Here is a 19631-nt window from a genome sequence, read left to right as displayed (position 1 = left end):
CGGAAAATCGGCCGCTGAGCCTCCGCATTCGGACCTTACTTTGAACAGCGTCGATGCCGTTAAGGACGCGCATGCGGAAGAGCATTACACATGCGAACGTTGTCGCGCAGTGTTTGCGCGAGTCCTTAGAGGACCGCCAACGCTTCGAATTTGGATGCTACTGAATGCGGGCCAACACTAGCTGTCGACGACGCTTTATCTGCAACAAAGTGTGCTGGCCGCGACGGCGAGCCTGCGCTTGCGACAAACCTTTGGCGCGCGGCTGATTCCCCGTCACGTTTACGAGCAACGTTCGGACCGTCGCGCCTGCAGAGCCGGCGTGACGTTAGCGGTGGTCGGCAAGAGGCACGGTTTTCGCAGTCGCGAGGAACGATGAGAAACATGACGATGGTCGGGCACGTGTTGATGACCTGTTGCCATTCCTCGGATGAGTGAAACCGCGGTCGGCTCGCGAGCCCCGCTACAACTGAAATGACTGCGCGTCCAAGACTGATGGCGAACCGGCCAACGGGTCACCACACTCGAAGAACTATCGAACGCGCGCATGGAGGATTGTCCTTCGCGTATCAGGACTGGATGATGCTTACTGAAACTCTCGGGATTGACGATCTGCAACGCCTGCTTGATTGAGGCTATCGCTGTTTCGGGCCTGCCCGCATGCGGGTAGGGTCAGTCGGAAATCCGAGCATCGTACGGACTAACATGCGGCATCGCCATCGTTACCGACGAGCGTCGACTGCGTATTTAAATCCATGCCGGATGGGAATCGCGGGACGCAGCCTATGTCGGAAATGCTGCCGTTGAACAGCGTCCCAACGGTCACGACAGCGCACGCTATTGCCGAGGAATGTTACCCGCTCAAGGCCGGCTAATTGTTCGACGTTTGCCGCTTCCGCCGCGGTGCCGCAAGATAACGGCTGCGGTGGCAAGAGCGATTGCGCGGAGATTGCAGGTTTTTACTGTTGCACAATCCCGCCGCTTTGGTGTGGTCAGCGTCCACCGGGAACATCAATTGAACCCAAGCCGGAGGGTGCGCTTCATGACAAGCAAGCTCTTTCTCGTGCATACAAAGAGGCGTGGCTAGGGACGTTTGTCACCAGATTCAGGCTTTGCCGTAGGCGCCTCTGCAAAATCATCAGAGTCTGCGACCACGTCCTGTTGAGTTGGCGCCTCCGGCTCAGCCAATTGCAAGCGCGCCTGCTCCCAGAACTCGTCGGCGCGTCCTTCCGGACTGCCGGCCTTGAGCCATAAGTCATACGCGCGTCGCTGGATGTCACTGTCAGATATTGCAGAAGTCATGTCACACCTCATTGATTCGCATCCGATTCAATCGCCCTTTGAATCGCAATGATGCGCCTTTCGGCGCGCCATAGATAGCGCGCGGAAAAGGAGGCCGCTGCTGCGCAATCTAGTGAAATGGCGCCCTCCAGATGTGGCACGATAAAATTCCGTTCGAAAGGAACGTCAATGGCGGCCGATTCATATATTCCGGGCGAAATTGTGAAGGTCTCGGTTCGGATTGTGGTCGCGGATGACGATAGCAACGAGCCGTCCGCATTGACCCGCGCCGAAGGCGAACATTCTCTCCCCCAACGCGAAACGGCAAGATGCGCATTGCGGATTTACGTACGCGCCGACGCGTTTTCACATGCATGGCGAACTCCAGGACATAGAAGCCGAAGAAGTTAGACCTCCGGGTCTGCGCCGGACCGACGCGGTTGACTCGCCGGCGATTCACCAGGCTTGGACGCCGGCTAGCAGCCCTGACAGCTTGAGTTCTGCAGATGGCGCCAACGTCGGAGACGGGTTCTTCAGCAAACGCAAGCGACATGACATCTCCGACCGTCTTCCAGGTTATGCGCGTGGCCTACCCGCGACTCGGCGTCCCACCTGTCACGCGTCAAGGGAAAATGCGCACTTGCGGCTTGCGCTGAACTTAGGCAACCGTACTGCATAAAGCGTCGCGTTGCTAAATCTCCAGCGATACGCGATTCCGCCCAAGGCGCTTAGACTTGTAAAGCGCACGGTCGGCCCGCTCGAACGCATCGTCGATATTTTCTCGCGTGGACACTTGTGTGATGCCAGCGGATACCGAATATCGGAGCTGGGTCCCATCCGCGGTAATCACCTCTCTGCCTAATGCGCCCTCGCGCAATCTTTCAATCACCAGCAATGCGTCGTGCACAGTAGTGTGAGGCATCACTATCAGGAACTCCTCTCCGCCGATTCTTCCGATAACGTCTGAGCGCCGAACCAGATTCCGAGCCAAATTTGCGAAATCACATAGGACTGCGTCTCCAGCAAGATGGCCATGCTCGTCGTTGATGTTCTTGAACATGTCAAGGTCCAGGAGTGCAATTACCATAGGCATCTGCTCCGATAGCGGTGCCGCCAGGGCACTTCTGAGACACGCAAGAATCTTTCGACGGTTTGGGAGCCCAGTAAGCGCATCAGTCGTGGCCTCATAAACGGCCATCTCGTGGGCAGCAGCTAACAGGCGCTCGGTCTCCTTGAGCGGGGAGATTTCGCTACCGACCAGTACGAGCCACCCGTCGTCCAAGAGCGTTTCTGTCATCCAATACCAACTGCCGTCAATCATGTCGGTGGTGAAGAACCGCTGCCCCGGACGACTCCGCCGTCTCAGTTGCGTCTTGGCAATAAACGTCGCGACGTCGCCGGAATCGATTCTCGGTCCGAACCCAGCTTGCGCGCTGCGCAGTATCAAGTCTGCAAACGTGAGCACACCCTCGCTTCCATCGAGTCTGAACGCCTTCCTGAAGGCGGCGCTTGCGTATTGCAAAACGTCGTCGGGGTCATACGTGGCGACAAGCAGCGACCCTTGCGCAAAAGCGCGGCAAAGGGCTTCAGCCGGCCCGAACCCAAACTGCTCTGCGCCCGCTGGGCTCATATGATTTCCCCTCGCGATGGCTCGCTGACGAACTACAGTCCGTCGCAAAATATAACTAGCGGAGCCGGTGCAGTCGTCCGGTTGGAGACTCTGACCAGTCAGCGTGGTCATCGGTTGACTATCCATCCGCATCGACTACGGGTATGACTTTGGCCCCGCAAAGCGCATGCCGGGAGGCCCGGCTTTGCGGCGTTGCGTGCGCGCCGGCTGCCAGGTCGGCGACGTCGCGGCCCGTGGGATGTAGCCGGGCTCAAGGCCGATGAAGCCGTCAAGTCACATCAGCATTTCAAACCTGAACCGTAGGATTTGCGTTGCCGACGGCGTGAATACCTTCGATTCGGCAAGCATTTTGAGCGGACAATCTTAGAAAGACGGAAATGCACGGCAGGCGCCCGGTCGCTCCTGTGGCGCATTCCGCCGATACGTCGCTTTGACCCCTGGCGGTCTTCTCACCGACCCTATAGAGCCGAGAGCAGCACAGTTGGGAGTCGTCCTGCCTTGCGGTCATATGGCAAGCGGCGAAATCCGCTCACCGGTAACGAGGCTTGATTGAAATCAGCGCTCATAGTCAAACTCAAGGCTCAGTGGACAGTAGCCCTCATCGCAGGCGCTATTGCACAAGTCAGTGCGCTGTTGCTCTCCGCTACTGTCGACTTGGGCGCGCACGCCGTGTCGCCCACCGCTCTCATTTTGTATGGCGCGGCGACCGTATTACTTACCTATCGATGGGTCATTTTCGACGCGCGCAAGGCGTTTAACGCAGCGGTCAACAAGCGCTATGTGATTGTGGAGGGCAGTCCACCTCACATATGCTGGATTTGTCCAGCTTTCCCCGGGCGCTGGCTTGCATGCCTGCATATTCGCTTGCATCCCGAACTAGGCGAGGGGCAGGAGATGTGACGCCATATCTGCAGCCTGCGGGCGCATACGGAATAAGAAGCGGGTTGCAGACGTTGACGGCGGGCGAGTTTTAATGCGATTCGCCGGGCGCTAGGATACGGTCCACGCTCGGCCCGCCTTCCTCATGTTTCGCAATCACAAATCGCATGCTGGAAGAGGCAGGGTTGGCGCCTTGGCTTGCCTGTACGGCGCGCGGCGTCGCCCGGCGAACATGCGCATGCCTGGAGGCGGCTGAGGAACCTACCACGCGTCCGGCACCCAGTCTCGCTTACGCGCATGCCAGGCACGTCCCATGCGTGCGCTGCAAGGCAGCCGTGCGGGGGAGTCATGAGCAGAGTATTGCTGGTCGGCAACGAGCCTCACCTAATTGAGGTGCTGCGACTCGGTCTGGAGTCGGAGGGGCATCACATCATAACGGCGCTCGATTGCCTGGAGGCGTTGGAAATGGTGTCAGGGAGACTTCCGGACGTCGTTGTCACTGACTCGGAGATACTAAACGAGCTCGCTCTATGCAAGTTGCAACGACACGCCAGCCCTGGTGAAGGCATTCCTGTCATCCTGCTATCCGACGGCCCGCAGCCGGCAGACCGGCACGCGGACTTTTTCCACGCCTATGTTCGGAAGCCGGTGGCGGTTGAGCAGGTGCTAACGCTGGTTTCGCAACTGATTTCAGAGCGGCAGAACCCGGCATCGGTACCGCACCACTAGCCGGCTGGGCTAAGAGTGGAATGCTATCGCTAATAGCGGCGTGCGAAAGCAGGACAGTTAGCGCCACCGCGACGGCTGTGTATCAGGAACCCGCCGGCGGCGACTTCGGCTCACCGACGGTTCGATGTTCGTAGGCCGCGCGGAACTGCTAACGTCGCTTGTGGGCGCCGGTGACGTTGCGCAATGTATTTACATTGTTGGTAGCGACCGATGGGAAGTGTGTGAGCGCGGCAGGTCCGTCGCATGCGTTTATTACGAGCCCAGACGGGCCCGCCGCAAGTCGGGCGAGCTAGTCCCTTACTGGGACATCAGGCAGGTGTGGGCATGAACCCGGCAGCGCGGAAAGAGTTCGTGCGCTCCCGGGTCATCCCGCTACGCAACGAAACGACATTCTGATGCTGGTGTACGTGTATCCATGTTCCTTCCGCGATTCATATGGTCATCGATTTCAGCCGCGCAACCAAGCATGCGCGGATAAAGAAAGATGGTAAAGGCGGCCGTCTCCAAAGCGTTGCGCGAATACGTTCCGTCACGATATGGCTGCCAGAGCATCTTGAGCAGTAACGCGGCAATCACCGCATCGACGTTGACGCAGTAGACGTTTCGCGAAACCCCCGCGTCGAACAGGCTTTGGACCAACGTCCGGTAGAAGTCGTGGAAGATGTTGTATTCGTCGCGCTCGGCGAACAACTGCCGCACGAACATTTCACGCGGGTCGTGATTGACGGGTTTATCTTTAAACACCGGATGATTTACGCCAGGGATTTTCTGAATGTCCAGGCTGCCGCTCGTTTTCTTGCCCGATTTGTATTTGGCGTAACTTTCGACGTACGTCATCGCTAGTGCTTTTAAATCCAGCCCGTGCGCAGGATTGCCGGGGTCAGTCAGTCCACTATCCGCGAACTGGTCTAGCAGAAACGCAATTCCCTCAAATCCATTGCCACCGTGTGTGTAACCACTGTGCGTAAGGAAGCCGATTAACGCCTTGTTGAGTTGGACGCGCTCGGGGTCTTCGGGACCATCGGCAGAGACCGCACCTTTTGCACCCTGCGCGGAAATCGTTCCGGGTCCATTTGACAGCAGCAGTCCGACCAGCAATTGGAAGGAAAACAAGTCGCTCGTGCCTGGCGACAATCCAAACAACGCGCGGAAAGCGGTTTCACCGAGCGAACGCTCCTCCAGCACTGTCTTCGTCTCGACGCCGCAGAAGCTGTCCGGACCGTGCTGGTCTGCGGACACCGAGGCGCCTATCAGGGAGCCGAACAGTTGAATCCACCACGGAAGGCTCTCTGCCGAGAGGCGTGAAATGCGTTTGCGCATGAGCGGTCCCCATGCGAGCGTCGCGCAAATGGCTGCCAATACGCCATCGGTAGTCGGCTCGCCGGGCAGGCTTTCAACATATTTCACGAATGTCGACTTCACGTCGCGAGCTTTGAGTCCCGCCAGGATTGCGCGGGCCCGCAAATCCGGTTCACTGCTGACAAACAGGTTGAGGTCGGTGACTTCAGCGCGCGAAAAGTCGAAAGTCTCATCCATCGCGTGCTCGAGCTTCACCGTGGCAAAGGCGTCGATTAGAGCGCGGACCGCCTGGCGGGGCCCGGCTAGCCCTCGCGGCCCGATGATACTTGCCGCCGCGGCAAGGACAGTGTTTGGTGCATTACCGGCATCCCTTGCCGCCTGGGCAGCCCCAAGTGCGGGATGTCCATACAGGTTCAGGAACGCACTCACAGCGACATTGATTAGCGCGCGGTCGTTCATCCCGCCGGGTTCGTGGAGCAGCGCCAGGCTTACGTTGGTCTCGAGGGGATACTGCGCTGCATCGAGCATCGAGACACCATACAGACTGGTCACCTGCGACTTCGAGTCCATCTGCGACGCGCCAGAAGCATCCTTCATCGACTGTCGCGGTGGTACAGCTCCAACCTGTTTGTCGAGCGCGGCAATCTGGGCATCGTATGGGGCAGCGGCCTGCACGACTGGCAAATCCAGCACCGTCGGCAGGCACAATCCGCGGTGACTGCTGAACCACGGCTTCAAAGCAAGGTTGCCCTCAGGCTCGAAATCGGGCCGACAGGCGTTTTCACGCATCACAGCCGTCAGAGCAGCGGGTATGTGCGCGATGTTCGTGACAAGAGCGCCCTTTGCCGACACGACCGGATTGTCCGGTGTGAACACGCTCGATACCCCGAATTTATCGAGGAACCATTGTTCTTTCGATGCGGCGTCGTCCGCGCCTCCGGACATAGCACCCGCGTGTCCGACAGCACGGGTCAGCTTTGACTTCCAGCGACCCACGACGCACGCAACCACCGGCTTCGTAAAGTTGGCGTCGAGCTCGTAGTAGCCGCCTGGTTCAACATAAAGAACGGCGGCCTTGCTTCGCGCGTCGTTTGCCAGCGCCGCAGCAAACTCGGGCGCCGCGAACTGTATATAGACGTCTTTGCCACTGGAGATGGCCGTAGTCGTGCCCCATCCGGCCATACGCAGGTAGGTTGCGATGGTCGTTGTAAAGTTGCCCGAGTTCGAGAACAATGCAATTGAGCCGCGTCGCAATGCCTCCTCAGGATTGTCGCCGCCCAGCGCTCCGCCGATACGCACCTGATTCCAGGCGTCAGCTACGCCGAGGCTGTTGCCGCCGAAAATGTCGATGCCGTTGGACTGACCCATCGCGCGGATTTCGCGGGAGTCGCTGACGGCCAGCTTTTCGGTGACGATGAATATCTTTTTTAGTTCCGGATTGACACGGATTAGCTCGGCCACGCCGTCCCGTGCAGCGGAAGGCGGCAGATAGATGACGCCGCAGTTGAACCGGTGACCATCGTTCAGGCCTTCAAGGACATTGTTGTAGACCGGCACGCATCCAAGTGCCGTTTCCAGTACCTGTCCGCGCTTTCCTGGAGCCGTACCAAACACCACATTGCCGCCGGAATAGGCATGACCGACCGGGGTAACATCGCTCGACTCACCACCCAGGATGTTGAGTACGCAAACGCGGTCATCCTTTGTGGCAACTTGGGATAACGAACTAATTCCTACGAAGTATTTAAAATCGCCAATGCCCTGCTTGTACATAATGATTCTCCTCAGTCGATGAGATGCTCAGGCAGCCTGTTTGACCGCAATTCCCAGCTTCGCGGCAATCTGCTCACGGCCGCCTGCTTTCATCCATTGGTCAACCTGCTTCGCATGCAGGACGACCTCGCTCATGTCCGAGTCAAACCCGAAGAAGGTGTACGGCAATCCCAGCGAATCGAGTGTGTCGCGCAATGCTCCCATTCCGCGAACCAGATTCGGACCGCCACGGCCGACCACCACATAGAGCGGCGTCGGGCGGTGCTGACTGAAGTGCTCGCGTAACGCGTCGGCCATTGCGCGAAATGTTTCGAAAATATCCGTGTTGTTCGACTTTCCACCAATGATGAACAGCACATTGCTCTGGTCAATCCAGTGCTTGAAGCAGATGCGGGCGACTTCCTTCATCTTTTCGTAAGGTGGGTTGCCGCCGAAATCTGACGAGATGATGGCGTCGTCTCCGAGCATTTGCGTGACAAGGGAGTTCGCACCGCCACCGAAGGTTGGCGCGAGAATGCTGCCCTTGGCGTTAATGACGTAGACGTCGCTCTGCCCCTGATACGTGCGGAGCTGATTGATTTCCTGTTCGAAGTCTGAATAATCGACCGCGAAGAGATGCGCGGGCAGGTCAAGACGCTGCCAGCGCGGGTCGTCACGGTCGAAGCCGCATTTGAAGTCACAGGCGACGGGTGTCAGCCGTCCCTTGCTATCCTCACGCATCCGGATTGGATTGAGTTCGAGGGTCGTCATGCCGAACCCGTGGTAGAGCTCCCACAACTTGGGGAGGTGCTGCACAAGCGGCGAGATAATCTGTTTGGGTGCGCCCAGCGTCGAAAGCGCGTTCGCCACGACGAACGCCTTGAGCCCGGTGAGCGGGTCAAACGGAATCTGCACAACTTGCGACTTGTCCAGTTCCTCGATGTCGACGCCACCGTGATGTGTGAGCGTCATGGTGGGCGCGCGGAAGTGTGTCGAGTCGGTAATCGAGAAATAGACCTCGTACTCGGCCGGCACTCCCGCCTCAAACGTCACGCCGTTGGCTTTTGAAACGGTGTTGGCGACGTGATGCTCGACGAAGTAAAGGCGCTCCTTCTCCTTCAAGGCGGTCGTCAGGTCAGTTGCACGGCCAATCAGACCGGCCTTGCCCTTCTTGCCAACGCCGCCCTTGAAAACCGGCTTGATGAAAATCATGCCGTGTTTTTTCAGCATCGCTCGAATCTGTTCTTCGCTAGCGTCCGGACCCAGAATCTCGGGCGTCGGAAAGCCCACGAACTGCAGCAATCTGGCGCCGTGCAACATACCGGTGACTTGCATGATGACCTCAGGAAGTGAGTTGGGAAATCGGTGTCGTCGGGACAATAGCCCTTACGGGGGCTTTGTCGAACCCGTAAAACGAGTGCGGGGTTGAGCACAGGATTGCCTCGACAATCGCGGGCGCAAGATGTAAGTCCAGCAACGCGCCAAGCGTCTGCCTGTAGTCCGTCGCCTGTTCAAACTGCGTGTGTGGCCAGTCGCTACCCCACATCAGACGTTCGGCGCCAAATGCGTCTATGAGCTGGTCCGTGGCATCGCGCATGAACCTCGAGTCCGGCACCGAGCACCGATAGGCGCCCGAAATCTTGACCCACACGCGCCCAGATGGGCCAAACTCCAACAGGTCGTGGAAGCCCGGGTCGCGTGTGCCGCTGTCCGGGTCAGGGCGGCCAAAATGGTCAACGACGACTGGCAAGCCCACATCCAGCAAAGTGTTGACGAGCGGCGTCAGGTCCGACGCCTCCCTGTGCAACTCAACATGCCAGCCTAGTTTTGATAACTGCCGCCAAAGCGTTACATATGGCGCCGAGCCCAGCTTGGGGAGCGTCTGCCCGACAAGGTTCAGACGCACGCCCGTCACACCCTGGCAGTTCAGCCGCTGCAGGTCGTCTACTGAAATTTCGGGGGACACGACTGCCACACCGCGCAGCCGGCTAATGTCGCTGGTCAGCGCCTTTAAAAGATGGCTGTTATCGGTGCCGAGAAAGCTGGGCTGGACAAGGACGGCATTGCCAATATCGTTCTCGTCCAGAAGCTTCAGGTAGGCGTCCAGCGTTGCGTCATAGTCGGGTGCGTAGCGCCGTCCGTCCGCCAGCGGCAGCGTCCGGGCAAACACGTGCGCGTGCGTGTCAACGCGCGGCAGCCGTCGCCGCGCGATGGATGGTGCCTGAGTCATCGCTGGCTCCGGGGATGGTCAAACGCTAATTCGGCGTCGGCGACCGGTTGTGAAGCCTGCTCGACGCCGGACGGCCGCAAGCGCTTGCCGCGCGTTTCGGGAAGCAGCAACACGGCAACCATCGCCAGCCCGTACGCAATTGCGGCATCGATACCAATCGCTGCTCCGAGCGACATCGAATGACTCATGTACCCGACCAGCACCGGGAAACCCGCCGAGGCGATGCGACCGAAGTTGTAGCAAAAGCCGACGCCTGTCCCGCGCATATCCGCAGGATAGAGCTCGTTAAAGAGTGCGCCCAGACTGGCCGGTATACCGGCAGCAAAGAAGCCTAGCGGGAAGCCCAGAACAAGCATTTCCGTGTTGCTCAAGGGAAGCATCACATAGGCGAGCACGGTGACGATGCAAGAAAATGCGAAAAATGCGATGTTGCGACGCCGTCCGATACGGTCGAGCAGGTAAGCGCTCGCCATACAGCCGCACCAGAAAGCGACGATAACAACCGCAAGATACCCACCGGTGTTGAGGACCGACAGATGTCTTTCCCTGGAGAGGAAGGTCGGCAGCCAGGTCATGATGGCGTAGTACCCGCCGTGTGCGCCTGTGCCCAGAATCGCCCCGATAACGGTGGTCTTGATGACGCGCGGCTGGAATACCTGCGCGATTTGCGCCCACACAGAAACCGCTGGTTCAGCGCGAGACGGCTCAACGCGCACAGGTTCGCGGAGATTGCGGCGGACGTAAAGGACGAGAAGCGCGGGCAGCAGGCCAACGCCGAACATGACACGCCACGCCGTATCTGACGGCAACCACGAAAAGGCCGCGGCATACAAGAGCACTGCGCCGGCCCAGCCGACAGCCCAAGCGCTCTGTACCGCGCCCATGGCCTTGCCGCGGTGTTCCGTCCGGACGGTCTCAGCCATCAACACGGCGCCTGCAGCCCACTCTCCGCCGAACCCGAATCCTTGCAGGGTCTTCAGGACCAGTAGTTGAGGAAAACTCTGGGCGAAGGCACAAAGGAATGTGAATCCTGCAAACCAGAGAATCGTAATCTGCAGGGTCCGCACCCGACCAATCCTGTCGGACAAGGCGCCCGCCAACCAGCCGCCCATCGCCGATGACACCAGTGTCACGCCGCTGATGGCGCCCGCCTGCATGTGGTCGATGCCGTACGCTGCGATGATTGCGGGGATTGCCAGGGTAAACATCTGCACATCGAGGGCATCGAGGCCCCAACCCGCGAAACATCCCCAGAAGGTGTTCCGTTCGAGAGGTGTGCCTCGCTTGTACCAGGTGAACATCGCCGTCTCCAAGGTAAATTCATATATTCATGTATATGACTATATGTTTAGTTTAGGCGCCTCGACGAAGAAGTCATTCGGGATTTACCCTTGTTCCTGCAGATGTTGTACAGTGACTATTCCTGTGAACAACTAAATGAATCATGGATATGCAGTCGTTCTCGGCCAAGCCAGACGGCCGGTTGCCCCGATACCAGCAGCTACGCGATGACCTCGTGCGCCGCATCGCGGAGGGCGAGTGGGCGCCAGAAAAGGCAATCGCCACAGAGGCGGAACTTAGCCAGTTCTACAACGTGTCGACTGGAACCCTTCGGAAGGCCATTGATTTGCTGGTGGCCGACGGGGTGCTCACCCGCACCCAGGGAAAGGGGACCTTCGTCCGGCGCCCGCGCTTTGATTCGTCGTTGTTCCGCTTCTTCCGGTTCAAGTCAGCTGACGGCAAGCCGGTCCGACCGACGGCGAAGGTGCTCGGCCGCGAAGTCGTCAGGCCAAACGAGACGATTCGCTCAGCCTTGCAGATGAAGGCGACCGAGAAGACTGTTCATCTCTCGCGGGTACGACTGATTGAGGGACAACCCGTTTTGTCGGAAGAAATATGGCTACCTCGAAGCCGTTTCGAAGCGCTGGCGACTCTTCCCCTAGGTGGCTTCGAGGATTTGCTTTATCCACTCTACGAGCGGCTTTGCCGCCAAATCGTCGCGTCCGCAACCGAAATTCTGAACGTCGAACAGGCCACGGACGCTGATGCAGCACTCTTGCATATCGACGTTGGCAGCCCGGTAATCCTTGTGCACCGTGTGGCATCCGATTTCGCCGGGACGCCTATTGAATGGCGCACCACGCGTGGCGCTGCTGCAGCGTTCCAGTATCAGGTCGATATTCGCTGACAACGCGACTCCCTCGCCCGGTTCGGTGCCGTCATAGGGGCCGACAACGAACTGACTCTCTGTCACCCGTCAAGTCGCATTTTTCCTGCGACTTTCAGGCTCTACACCTCGCTCGCCGAATACATCACTGGTCGCCAGCTGCCGCGGCAGCTCGCTTGCGTGCGCTCGTCCGGGTTATACCTCATTGCAGCCCGGCCTCAAACATACAAACATATACATGACTATATCAATTTGCCCGTTTTCGTCTGACTGACCCTTTCGAAACGCCAGTCCGAGCGGCAGCGGGCATGGAACTTGGAGCGAACATGTCTACGTCCGTAACACGTGAGCAGCAGGTAATGAAGAAAATGGCATGGCGGCTGATGCCGCTGCTGATTGTCATGTTTCTCATCGCATTCATCGACCGGCAGAACGTCGGCTTCGCGAAACTGGAAATGGTTCAGGCACTTGGCATGACGGAAGCCGCGTATGGCCTTGGAGCATCCCTGTTTTTCATTGGCTACCTGCTGTTTGAGGTGCCCAGCACACTGGCGCTTCATCGTTTTGGGGCCCGGACGTGGCTCGCTCGCATCATGATTACGTGGGGCGTCGTCACAGTGCTAATGGCGTTCACCAGGTCCCTGCCAGTTTTTTACTCGTTTCGGTTTGCGCTGGGCGTTGCTGAAGCCGGGTTTTATCCAGGCGTCATTTACTACCTGACGCAGTGGTTTCCTCAAAGCTACCGGACACGTGTGCTTGGCCTTTTTACTCTCGGCAGTTCGCTGGCAAACATGCTTGGCGCGCTGGTCGGAGGGCTGCTCCTTTCCTTGGGCGGAACACTGGGACTGGCGGGTTGGCAATGGGTTTTCCTTGCCACCGGTCTTCCCGCAATACTGATGGCCTTCGTAGCACTCAAATATCTACCGAGCTCCGTCAAGGAAGCGAACTTCCTTTCTCAGGACGAGAAGGACATTGTGGTCGCAGCGCTTGCGCGCGAAGCGTCCCCGGAAGCAAAGGAGTCCCGGCCATGGGCGGCATTGCTTGACCCGAAGGTCCTCATGTTCGCAGCAACCTACATGCTGATGTCGACGTCGCTCTATGGCGTGACATACTGGTTGCCCACGCTGGTTAAGAGCTGGGGCGTTTCGTCGAGCGTCAATGGCCTGCTCAACATGATTCCGTGGGCTCTCGCGGCTCTTCTCCTGCTTTGGCTTCCCGGGAAGCTCAAACGTGAACAGGTGGTGTTAAAGGCAATGGCCATAGTCGCCGGCATCGGCGTCGTATGCTTTGCATCGAGCCTCGTGTTGCCGACTATATCGTTGCGCTTCATTGCTTTGTGTCTGGGTGGAGCTTGTATTCCTCTGCTGTACCCTTGCTTCTGGTCGCTCCCACCACGCTTCTTTTCTGGCGCTCGAGCCGCAGCAAGTGTCGCTGCCATCAACTGCATTGGAAACCTTGGAGGGTTCTTCGGACAGAACCTCATGCCGTACGTTGGCAAGGTAACCACCAGTCATGTTGCACCCATGCTCGTTCCGACTGCATGCCTGTTAGCTCTCGCAATCGGTACCATCATTGCGTGGTCTGTCGGAGCGCATCGCAAGGCAGCGCTCGCATCAGCAACTGTATAGTTCGGATAGATGTGCGACTCACACTGTCTCCCCCGAGTCGACGCAGCCCGTCTGCGCCGCATCGCCGGCAAGTAATTCCGTCCCCGTGAGACAACTGCCCGGAGCGCCGCCCGGCCTTCTAGCTGTTTTCCTTTCACCAGATGTTGAAGCTGAAGATGGTTCTTGCCTTGTGCGTTAACTCCTCGGTCTCAAGCCGTGGTCCGCGCTGACGTCCGACGCCTGAGACCAGCCCCCCTGACTCGACACCCACGATTTCGTCAACGGCATAAGTCTTCTCCATGATGCCCATATACCAGCCAGGCGCCCACTCGAGGTGGCCAGCTACGCTGCGGCTGTCGGTTGCCCACAGCAATTCATACACATCCTTGATGACAGGAACCGGCCGTATTGTGAGTATCGACTTGCGGCATAACGCTTGGCCCGGTGGACGTAGGAGTTTACGGGGACGGTGCGCGCATCAGGATTCATGCCATTGGCGGCATCGACGTCGTGATTGTCGCGCACTGACTTACTGACGCACAGCGCCGAATGAAGGCGCCTGCTCTGTCGGGCACTCCCGATTTCAGCGCCAGGTTGCGGAACACCTTACTTGCGCTAGACTGGTTTCAGCGACCGGAAGGAGATTTGGATGATACGCAAGACGCTCAATGCCTCGCAGCTTCAGCAGGAGGTCAACCGGCGAATCCATCGACTGCAGGAAATCGTCGAGGATGGCGTGAAGATTCGTGTGCCGCGGCCGCAGTTGCAAGAGGTGGACAAGACAGGCTGCAACTGGAACATGACCCACTTCGGCAATGCGGTCGGTTTCGAGCGCGACATCGCGGGCGTGCTCAAGGCCGTGCGTGCGGAATACAATCTCAATACCGAAGTAAAAAACACCGGCAACCCGTTTGGGGGCTAACCAAGAAAGACATCGATTCCTTGTTCGTTTTTGGTGGGTGGGCACTAATGGTGCGCTTATCTCAAATGGATTACCTTGCGACGCCCCGTCGCAGACATTCCTCGCTTTGCAACCTATGCTTTTTACGAGCACCGACTGGCCGCATGTCGCTCGAAATTGCCGACAACTGACGAATGGACCTTTGGATTCAACCCTGTGCATCGTGCGCTGACCTCTACGGGAAATCGGCCACCGAACCTCCGCACCAGGACCTCGCACTCAACGGCGCCGGTGCAACTGGGAATTTGCGAGCAGAGGAGCACTACGCCTGCGTTCGATGCCGCGCGGTGTTTGTGCGAATCCTTGCAGGACCGCCGACGCGGCAGGTTTGGATGCTATTGAACGCAGGCCAGCACTGACGCAACGTTCGCTCAACGTCAGCGCGTGAGGTGTCTCACGCCTGGTTTTTCCAAATCGGGAGCGCGCTGCCAAGAGTGCAGTGTGGAGAGAAAATGTTGCCGACGCCCACCGCGTTCATCGACAAACACACACCAGTCCATTTTTCGTTTTCCTTGCGAACGCTGGGAGGGGCAATTCCGCGATGAAGTCGGGATGAGCCGTTGCTGGAATCGATATTGGCGGAGACCGGAAGGGAAATCACCTTGTTATCCCCCTTATTAGGAATGCAGTCGCCTCTGCGAAGCGAAAGCGAACTCAGCGCCGAGAAATTTTTTTTGCATGCGGGAATTGATGCAACGTCACTGGGGTCTATCGACGAAGTCGATGCGGCGCTTTGCGCCTTGCCACAAGCTTCCTACTTGAAGGGAGGGTCGTTGCGTACGGCGACGAGCTAGACGGATTCATTATCGTGCCCGCTCCCACTGGCCACAGTAGAGAGGCTTAGGCCAGACCGCTTTCGCGGCTGAACCGACACGGCTGACGTAGCCGAAGCGTCAAGTGTCCTGGCGTCCATCAGGCACACACCTTGAAGTTCGCCCACGAGCGACAGCAGCTTAATCACGGCAATCATTCTTTAGGAGGACCGGTGCATCGAACACGACATTTGACCTTGCTGCTGGCGATGGCAGCGTTTGGTTCAATCGAAGCATGGGCGAGCGATATTCAATGTGCCACCACGCGGCAACCGGCTGCGCGCGTCATATGCGACCACGCCATCCTGAACAATGAATATGACGATATTTTCGCGCAGCAACAGGCTCTGCTGAGTACTGGGAAACTTTCTTCCGAACAACTCGCCCAGTGGAGGCAATCGCGGAACGCCTGCACCGACGTCCACTGCATCGACGGCGTCTTCGCTCAGTGGAAGGTGATGGCCAAGTCTGTCGAAACCACTTCTCGCGCTGCACTGGCGCCGGCTATGGCCTCGTCTATGGTTCCCATCGGACCCGCCCCGGACGCAGTTCCCGCTACCGCATCTCCGGCCTCCCCAACGTCGGAAGCCTCGCTCGTTCGCCGAGGCAGTGCCGCCGGCGTAGCGCTTCCGCAGCCGGTTGCGACGCAGGCCTCTTCGCCTACCGTCGCCTCTGCTGCTTCCAGTCCGCGCGACTCCCGCAGCACGACCGGCATGAGCGCGGGTCTGATGGCAGTCTTGCTCGTTGCGATTGCATGCGGCGCGCTCGTCAGGCGCCGAAAAAAAAGTGATGGCGCACCGAGGAACCACTAAAGGATGTTCGGTTATCTTTTCGGCCATCCAGCCAGAAGTAGCGCACTGCATCTTACGCATGGCATAGTGCGGGCATCCCAACTGTGGAACCGACGATGACGACCCTCGAATCCTTGCAAGCAAAAATTCAGAAACTGCAAGCGCAGGCCGACGCGCTCGCCGCGAAAAAATCGAGCGCCGTTATCGACAAGATTCGGGAGTTGATGGCAGAGCACGGACTAACGACTGCTGACATTGACGCGCACGCTGGCGGCAACAAACGTGGACCGAAACCCGGCGGAAAGGCCGCAGCGAAAGCAGGAAGCTCAGTAACGAAATATCGCGACCCGAGGACCGGCGCGACATGGTCAGGACACGGCCGCGCGCCCGGATGGATTGCTAACGTGAAGGACCGCAGTAAGTATCTCGTTGAAGGCAATGCTGTGGTGTCGGCACCTGCTGCCAAGAAGGTTTCGAAGGCAGGAAACTATGTCAGGGGCCCCCAGCCTGCGCTGTACGCTGACCCGAAAACTGGCGCGACCTGGAGTGGACGTGGCCGCGCTCCCGCGTGGATTGCTAGTGCCAAGGACCGCAGCAAGTTTCTCATTGGCGGCGCTACCGCTGGCGACAAGAAGCCGGTGCTCAAGACGGCTGCTGTCAAAAAGCCCTAGGCCCGTCGATACCATTTTCGATGATGTCGTAATAGCGATTTGCGGCAACGATGTCGACGGTTATGTCGGGGTAGCGTTCCGTGAATTCCTGTAGCAACGATGCAATGTGCAGCGTGCAGAAAGACAGGGATGCCGTCACGCGAAGAACGCCGCTCGGCTTGGCTACAGCTTTTTTGCGACTGCTTCCGCTTCCCTGAGGTCCGTCAGTACCGATTTGCAACGGCGATGGAATTCGGCACCTGCTTCGGTCAAGAAAAGGCTACGTGTATTGCAACGTATCAACTGCACGCCAACTCTGGCCTCTAGCGCCGCCAGGTATCGGCTTGCAGCAGATATGGACAGGTCGAGAGCCTCAGCCGCGCGGCTGATATTTCCCGACTCCGCGACTTCGATGAAAAGCTCGACTTCCTTGAACTGGTCCATGACGGAACGCTACCTGCTGAAATTTTCGAGCAACGCCACTATCCGCATCGCTGCTTGCTGAAGGGGAAACTGATTCGGTACATCGGGCGAGTTTTTGGGGACCAGTCATAACGATGTTCAAACCGGTCCGAGGGGAAAAAAGGCCTCAAAAACACCTCAAGACAGCTCATAATGCTTCAGCTCAGCTGGGAGCGTCCTCGGAGTTCCACGGTAGGAATCAAGCGGTGCGTCGGTCAACCTGCTCGCGAAGCGCAGCCACGAATGTGTCTTGGGCCCAGTCTTCCGCAAGCGCTCGACGTAGCAGCTCCTGCTGGCTCGCTGGAGCTAGGCCACCATGTGGTGGGTCCTTATCCAGGTTCGTAGGAAACGGATAGCCCTCGGCGCTTGACGCGATGACAGCGTCAACCTGTTCTGTCGTGAAAGCCGCCGTGCGAACGAGGTCAAGCAGCATCGGATATATGGCTTCGCACATCTTTGTGCGATTCAGCGATTCCATCGCACGACCATAGGCTGAGGAAATCTGAAGAAGGTTCACCATGCGTTGAACGGAGGTCGTGCGGTTCGAGCCGGCTGCATGAAAGAGCGCTGGGTTGAAGAAGAGTGCATCGCCTTTTTCAAGTGGCAGTTGAACGTAGTGCGTTTCGAAGTAGTCGCGAAAGTCCCGCCGACGCCAGGCAAGGTATCCCTCGGCGTAGCGCTGCGAGTACGGCAATAGCTTGGTCGGCCCGCTTTCCAGCGGCATGTCGGTGTGGGCAATCGCCCCTTGCAGCGTGAGGAGCGGCGACATCGTATGCACATGCGCCGGATAACGTTCGGCTTCGGAAACAGTCTGGAACCCGAGGTGGTAGTCCCGGTGGGCCTGCTGAGCTTGTCCACCGGGGCGTACGACATTGACCTGAGAAGTCATCTGAAAGCTTGGACCGAGCCACGCCTCGGCCACAGCCCGAAGCGGCAGATTCGCAAAGTAACGTGCGAACACATCCGGCGCGCGCAAACAAAGCTTCTCCTGCGCATTCCAGATTCGGTCATTTGCACCCGCCGTGGCGAAGTGGTCCGCAGCAGTGCCGCCAGCTTCGCGCTCTTCCCGAATGAGTGATTCAAAGACCGTGGTCGCTTCGTCGACCGGCGCGGTGTCGGCACACATGCGCTTCAATACGAGCACGCCCGCGCCCGTTTTCAAAACCCGCGCCCACTCAGCCTGAAGGTCCTTTCGCAGCGAAACCTCCTTAAGGACAGAGGTAAGTTCGCGGCAGTCGTACAACGGAACGTGGTCTACTGTTTCGGCGGCAAAAGTGAGCCTGTCGTCGTCCGGACAATGCTGGAGTACAGCAAGAAAGTCCTGGAGAAGGCAATCCTGCTCCCGATACCAATTGCCTGCGCGGGCGTCGAGACGCGGTTCAATGGGGTTCACGGTGTCTCCTCCTGTTCTTCCTCTAACGATAGTCCTCCTTTGGACGCTTGAGGTACCATAAACGCCTCAAAAACACCTCAACTTACAGCCCCCCATGGCGCACCGCTTTCTTATGAAGGAGATTGCCTTGCAGGCGGGCCTTGGACTTGCCACAGTCGACCGCGTGCTGAATGGACGGGAGCACGTCCGCGAACACACTCGCCAACGGGTGCAGCACGCAATAGAGGAACTGGAGAAACAACAGTTCCAGCTAGCGACTAGCGGGCGCAAGGTTGTCGTGGATGTCGTCGTCGAAGCGCCGCAAAGGTTTTCTGACGAAATACGGGAAGCGTTGGAATCTGAGCTACCGGGGTTGCATCCGGCGGTATTCAGACTACGGTTTCTGATGCAAGACACGATGACCACTGCGGAAGTTGTGGACGCATTGAGCGCGATTGGACGCAGGGGCAGCCACGGTGTGTTGCTCAAGGCACGAGATGTCCCTGAGATTGTTGCCGCTGTTTCCGGCTTGCGGCAGCGGGGCATTCCTGTCGTCACCATCTTTACGGATATTCCGCGGTCATCGCGCATTGCCTATGCCGGGCTCGACAACCACATGGCAGGCGCGACCGCCGCTTACCTCATCGGTCAATGGCTTGGTCGCCGTGAAGGCAATGTTCTGGTCACCATGAGTAGTGAGCGGTTTCGCGGGGAAGAAGAACGCGGAGCGAGCTTTCGGGATGAATTGACCCGCCGAAATCCGAAGCTAAGACTCGTCGATGCCAGCGGGGGGCACGGCCTCGACAGGGAAACGGAGAAGCGAGTCAAGCGGGCCGTTGATGCAGAGCGCAAAATTGTCGCGGTCTATTCGATGGGNGGAGGCAACGTTGCAATACTCCGTGCGCTCGGCNCGCTGGGTCAGGCGCCGAAATGTTTTATCGGGCATGACCTTGACAAAGATAACGTTGACTTGCTGCGTGACGGCAAACTGAGCGCTGTGTTGCATCACGAC

18 protein-coding genes are annotated in these 19631 nt (G+C 58.4%); 8 read left to right on the top strand and 10 right to left on the bottom strand.

Going from position 1 to position 19631, the window contains the following annotated elements:
• Window positions 1–125: 125 nt before the first annotated feature.
• From F759_RS45345 to F759_RS39350, 3 genes are all read right to left on the bottom strand, one after another.
• The gene (locus tag F759_RS45345) at window positions 126–494 is read right to left on the bottom strand and encodes a low affinity iron permease family protein (protein ID WP_084534427.1); all 369 of its coding nucleotides are present in this window, start codon (window positions 492–494) and stop codon (window positions 126–128) included.
• A gap of 586 nt (window positions 495–1080) precedes the next feature.
• On the bottom strand, window positions 1081–1299 hold the full coding sequence (locus F759_RS39355) for a DUF2934 domain-containing protein (RefSeq protein WP_036025882.1): 219 nt from the start codon (window positions 1297–1299) through the stop codon (window positions 1081–1083).
• 670 nt (window positions 1300–1969) lie between these two features.
• Window positions 1970–3019, bottom strand: a complete 1050-nt coding sequence (locus tag F759_RS39350) for a GGDEF domain-containing protein (RefSeq protein ID WP_209440536.1) — start codon at window positions 3017–3019, stop codon at window positions 1970–1972.
• A gap of 438 nt (window positions 3020–3457) precedes the next feature.
• On the opposite strand from F759_RS39350, the gene F759_RS0133080 reads away from it, so the two are divergent.
• The gene (locus F759_RS0133080) at window positions 3458–3808 is read left to right on the top strand and encodes a hypothetical protein (protein ID WP_027803598.1); all 351 of its coding nucleotides are present in this window, start codon (window positions 3458–3460) and stop codon (window positions 3806–3808) included.
• 327 nt (window positions 3809–4135) lie between these two features.
• Window positions 4136–4516: a response regulator gene (locus F759_RS0133075; protein WP_027803597.1), complete on the top strand. Its 381-nt coding sequence runs from the start codon at window positions 4136–4138 to the stop codon at window positions 4514–4516.
• 372 nt (window positions 4517–4888) lie between these two features.
• Here F759_RS0133075 and F759_RS0133070 read toward each other — a convergent pair whose 3' ends face one another.
• The 4 genes from F759_RS0133070 to F759_RS0133055 are packed head-to-tail and all read right to left on the bottom strand — an operon-like array spanning window position 4889 to window position 11098.
• The gene (locus tag F759_RS0133070; RefSeq protein ID WP_027803596.1) at window positions 4889–7588 is read right to left on the bottom strand and encodes a CoA-binding protein; all 2700 of its coding nucleotides are present in this window, start codon (window positions 7586–7588) and stop codon (window positions 4889–4891) included.
• Between the two features lie 27 nt (window positions 7589–7615).
• Entirely contained in the window at window positions 7616–8902 is a 1287-nt protein-coding gene (locus F759_RS0133065) for an ATP citrate lyase citrate-binding domain-containing protein (RefSeq protein ID WP_027803595.1), read from the bottom strand.
• 7 nt (window positions 8903–8909) lie between these two features.
• The gene (locus F759_RS0133060) at window positions 8910–9797 is read right to left on the bottom strand and encodes an amidohydrolase family protein (protein ID WP_027803594.1); all 888 of its coding nucleotides are present in this window, start codon (window positions 9795–9797) and stop codon (window positions 8910–8912) included.
• Window positions 9794–11098, bottom strand: a complete 1305-nt coding sequence (locus tag F759_RS0133055; RefSeq protein WP_027803593.1) for an MFS transporter — start codon at window positions 11096–11098, stop codon at window positions 9794–9796. Before F759_RS0133055 ends, F759_RS0133060 begins: the two co-directional genes overlap by 4 nt.
• A 143-nt stretch (window positions 11099–11241) precedes the next feature.
• Here F759_RS0133055 and F759_RS0133050 point away from each other — a divergent pair, with 143 nt between their 5' ends.
• The 5 genes from F759_RS0133050 (at window position 11242) to F759_RS39345 (ending at window position 16806) form a co-directional block, all read left to right on the top strand.
• Window positions 11242–11985 (top strand): GntR family transcriptional regulator, encoded by a 744-nt coding sequence (locus F759_RS0133050; protein WP_027803592.1) that lies wholly within the window; start codon window positions 11242–11244, stop codon window positions 11983–11985.
• A gap of 305 nt (window positions 11986–12290) precedes the next feature.
• Window positions 12291–13592 carry an MFS transporter gene (locus F759_RS0133045; protein WP_027803591.1) on the top strand — a complete coding sequence of 434 codons (1302 nt, stop codon included), beginning with the start codon at window positions 12291–12293 and terminating at the stop codon, window positions 13590–13592.
• A gap of 628 nt (window positions 13593–14220) precedes the next feature.
• The gene (locus F759_RS0133035; RefSeq protein ID WP_027803589.1) at window positions 14221–14493 is read left to right on the top strand and encodes a hypothetical protein; all 273 of its coding nucleotides are present in this window, start codon (window positions 14221–14223) and stop codon (window positions 14491–14493) included.
• Between the two features lie 964 nt (window positions 14494–15457).
• A complete protein-coding gene (locus tag F759_RS0133025; protein WP_322787125.1) occupies window positions 15458–16156 on the top strand; it encodes a lysozyme inhibitor LprI family protein in 699 nt (232 codons plus the stop codon).
• A 95-nt stretch (window positions 16157–16251) separates the two neighbouring features.
• Entirely contained in the window at window positions 16252–16806 is a 555-nt protein-coding gene (locus tag F759_RS39345) for an H-NS family nucleoid-associated regulatory protein (protein ID WP_036025888.1), read from the top strand.
• Here the strand turns inward: F759_RS39345 and F759_RS45340 are convergent.
• The 3 genes from F759_RS45340 to F759_RS0133010 form a co-directional block, all read right to left on the bottom strand.
• Entirely contained in the window at window positions 16793–16945 is a 153-nt protein-coding gene (locus F759_RS45340; protein WP_209440535.1) for a type 2 periplasmic-binding domain-containing protein, read from the bottom strand. The genes F759_RS39345 and F759_RS45340 overlap by 14 nt on opposite strands.
• A gap of 23 nt (window positions 16946–16968) precedes the next feature.
• On the bottom strand, window positions 16969–17229 hold the full coding sequence (locus F759_RS43780; RefSeq protein WP_027803587.1) for a LysR family transcriptional regulator: 261 nt from the start codon (window positions 17227–17229) through the stop codon (window positions 16969–16971).
• 217 nt (window positions 17230–17446) lie between these two features.
• Window positions 17447–18640, bottom strand: coding sequence for a phytanoyl-CoA dioxygenase family protein (locus tag F759_RS0133010; protein WP_244438979.1), 1194 nt, complete (start codon window positions 18638–18640; stop codon window positions 17447–17449).
• Window positions 18641–18734: 94 nt separating this feature from the next.
• On the opposite strand from F759_RS0133010, the gene F759_RS39335 reads away from it, so the two are divergent.
• The coding region (locus F759_RS39335) for a LacI family DNA-binding transcriptional regulator (RefSeq protein ID WP_036025886.1) at window positions 18735–19631 on the top strand (897 nt) is incomplete at its 3' end.

Source organism: Paraburkholderia dilworthii, from assembly GCF_000472525.1.
GTDB classification, from domain to species: Bacteria; Pseudomonadota; Gammaproteobacteria; order Burkholderiales; family Burkholderiaceae; genus Paraburkholderia; species Paraburkholderia dilworthii.
The sequence above is the reverse complement of the archived record's forward strand: the minus strand, read 5'-3'. Positions and strand labels throughout refer to the sequence as shown.

Coding starts and splice junctions, on each gene's coding strand:
- F759_RS39355 (WP_036025882.1), bottom strand. CDS start 1,299: ATGACTTCTGCAATATCTGACAGTGACATCCAGCGACGCGCGTATGAC.
- F759_RS39350 (WP_209440536.1), bottom strand. CDS start 3,019: ATGACCACGCTGACTGGTCAGAGTCTCCAACCGGACGACTGCACCGGC.
- F759_RS0133075 (WP_027803597.1), top strand. CDS start 4,136: ATGAGCAGAGTATTGCTGGTCGGCAACGAGCCTCACCTAATTGAGGTG.
- F759_RS0133070 (WP_027803596.1), bottom strand. CDS start 7,588: ATGTACAAGCAGGGCATTGGCGATTTTAAATACTTCGTAGGAATTAGT.
- F759_RS0133065 (WP_027803595.1), bottom strand. CDS start 8,902: ATGCAAGTCACCGGTATGTTGCACGGCGCCAGATTGCTGCAGTTCGTG.
- F759_RS0133060 (WP_027803594.1), bottom strand. CDS start 9,797: ATGACTCAGGCACCATCCATCGCGCGGCGACGGCTGCCGCGCGTTGAC.
- F759_RS0133055 (WP_027803593.1), bottom strand. CDS start 11,098: ATGTTCACCTGGTACAAGCGAGGCACACCTCTCGAACGGAACACCTTC.
- F759_RS0133050 (WP_027803592.1), top strand. CDS start 11,242: ATGGATATGCAGTCGTTCTCGGCCAAGCCAGACGGCCGGTTGCCCCGA.
- F759_RS0133045 (WP_027803591.1), top strand. CDS start 12,291: ATGTCTACGTCCGTAACACGTGAGCAGCAGGTAATGAAGAAAATGGCA.
- F759_RS0133035 (WP_027803589.1), top strand. CDS start 14,221: ATGATACGCAAGACGCTCAATGCCTCGCAGCTTCAGCAGGAGGTCAAC.
- F759_RS39345 (WP_036025888.1), top strand. CDS start 16,252: ATGACGACCCTCGAATCCTTGCAAGCAAAAATTCAGAAACTGCAAGCG.
- F759_RS43780 (WP_027803587.1), bottom strand. CDS start 17,229: ATGGACCAGTTCAAGGAAGTCGAGCTTTTCATCGAAGTCGCGGAGTCG.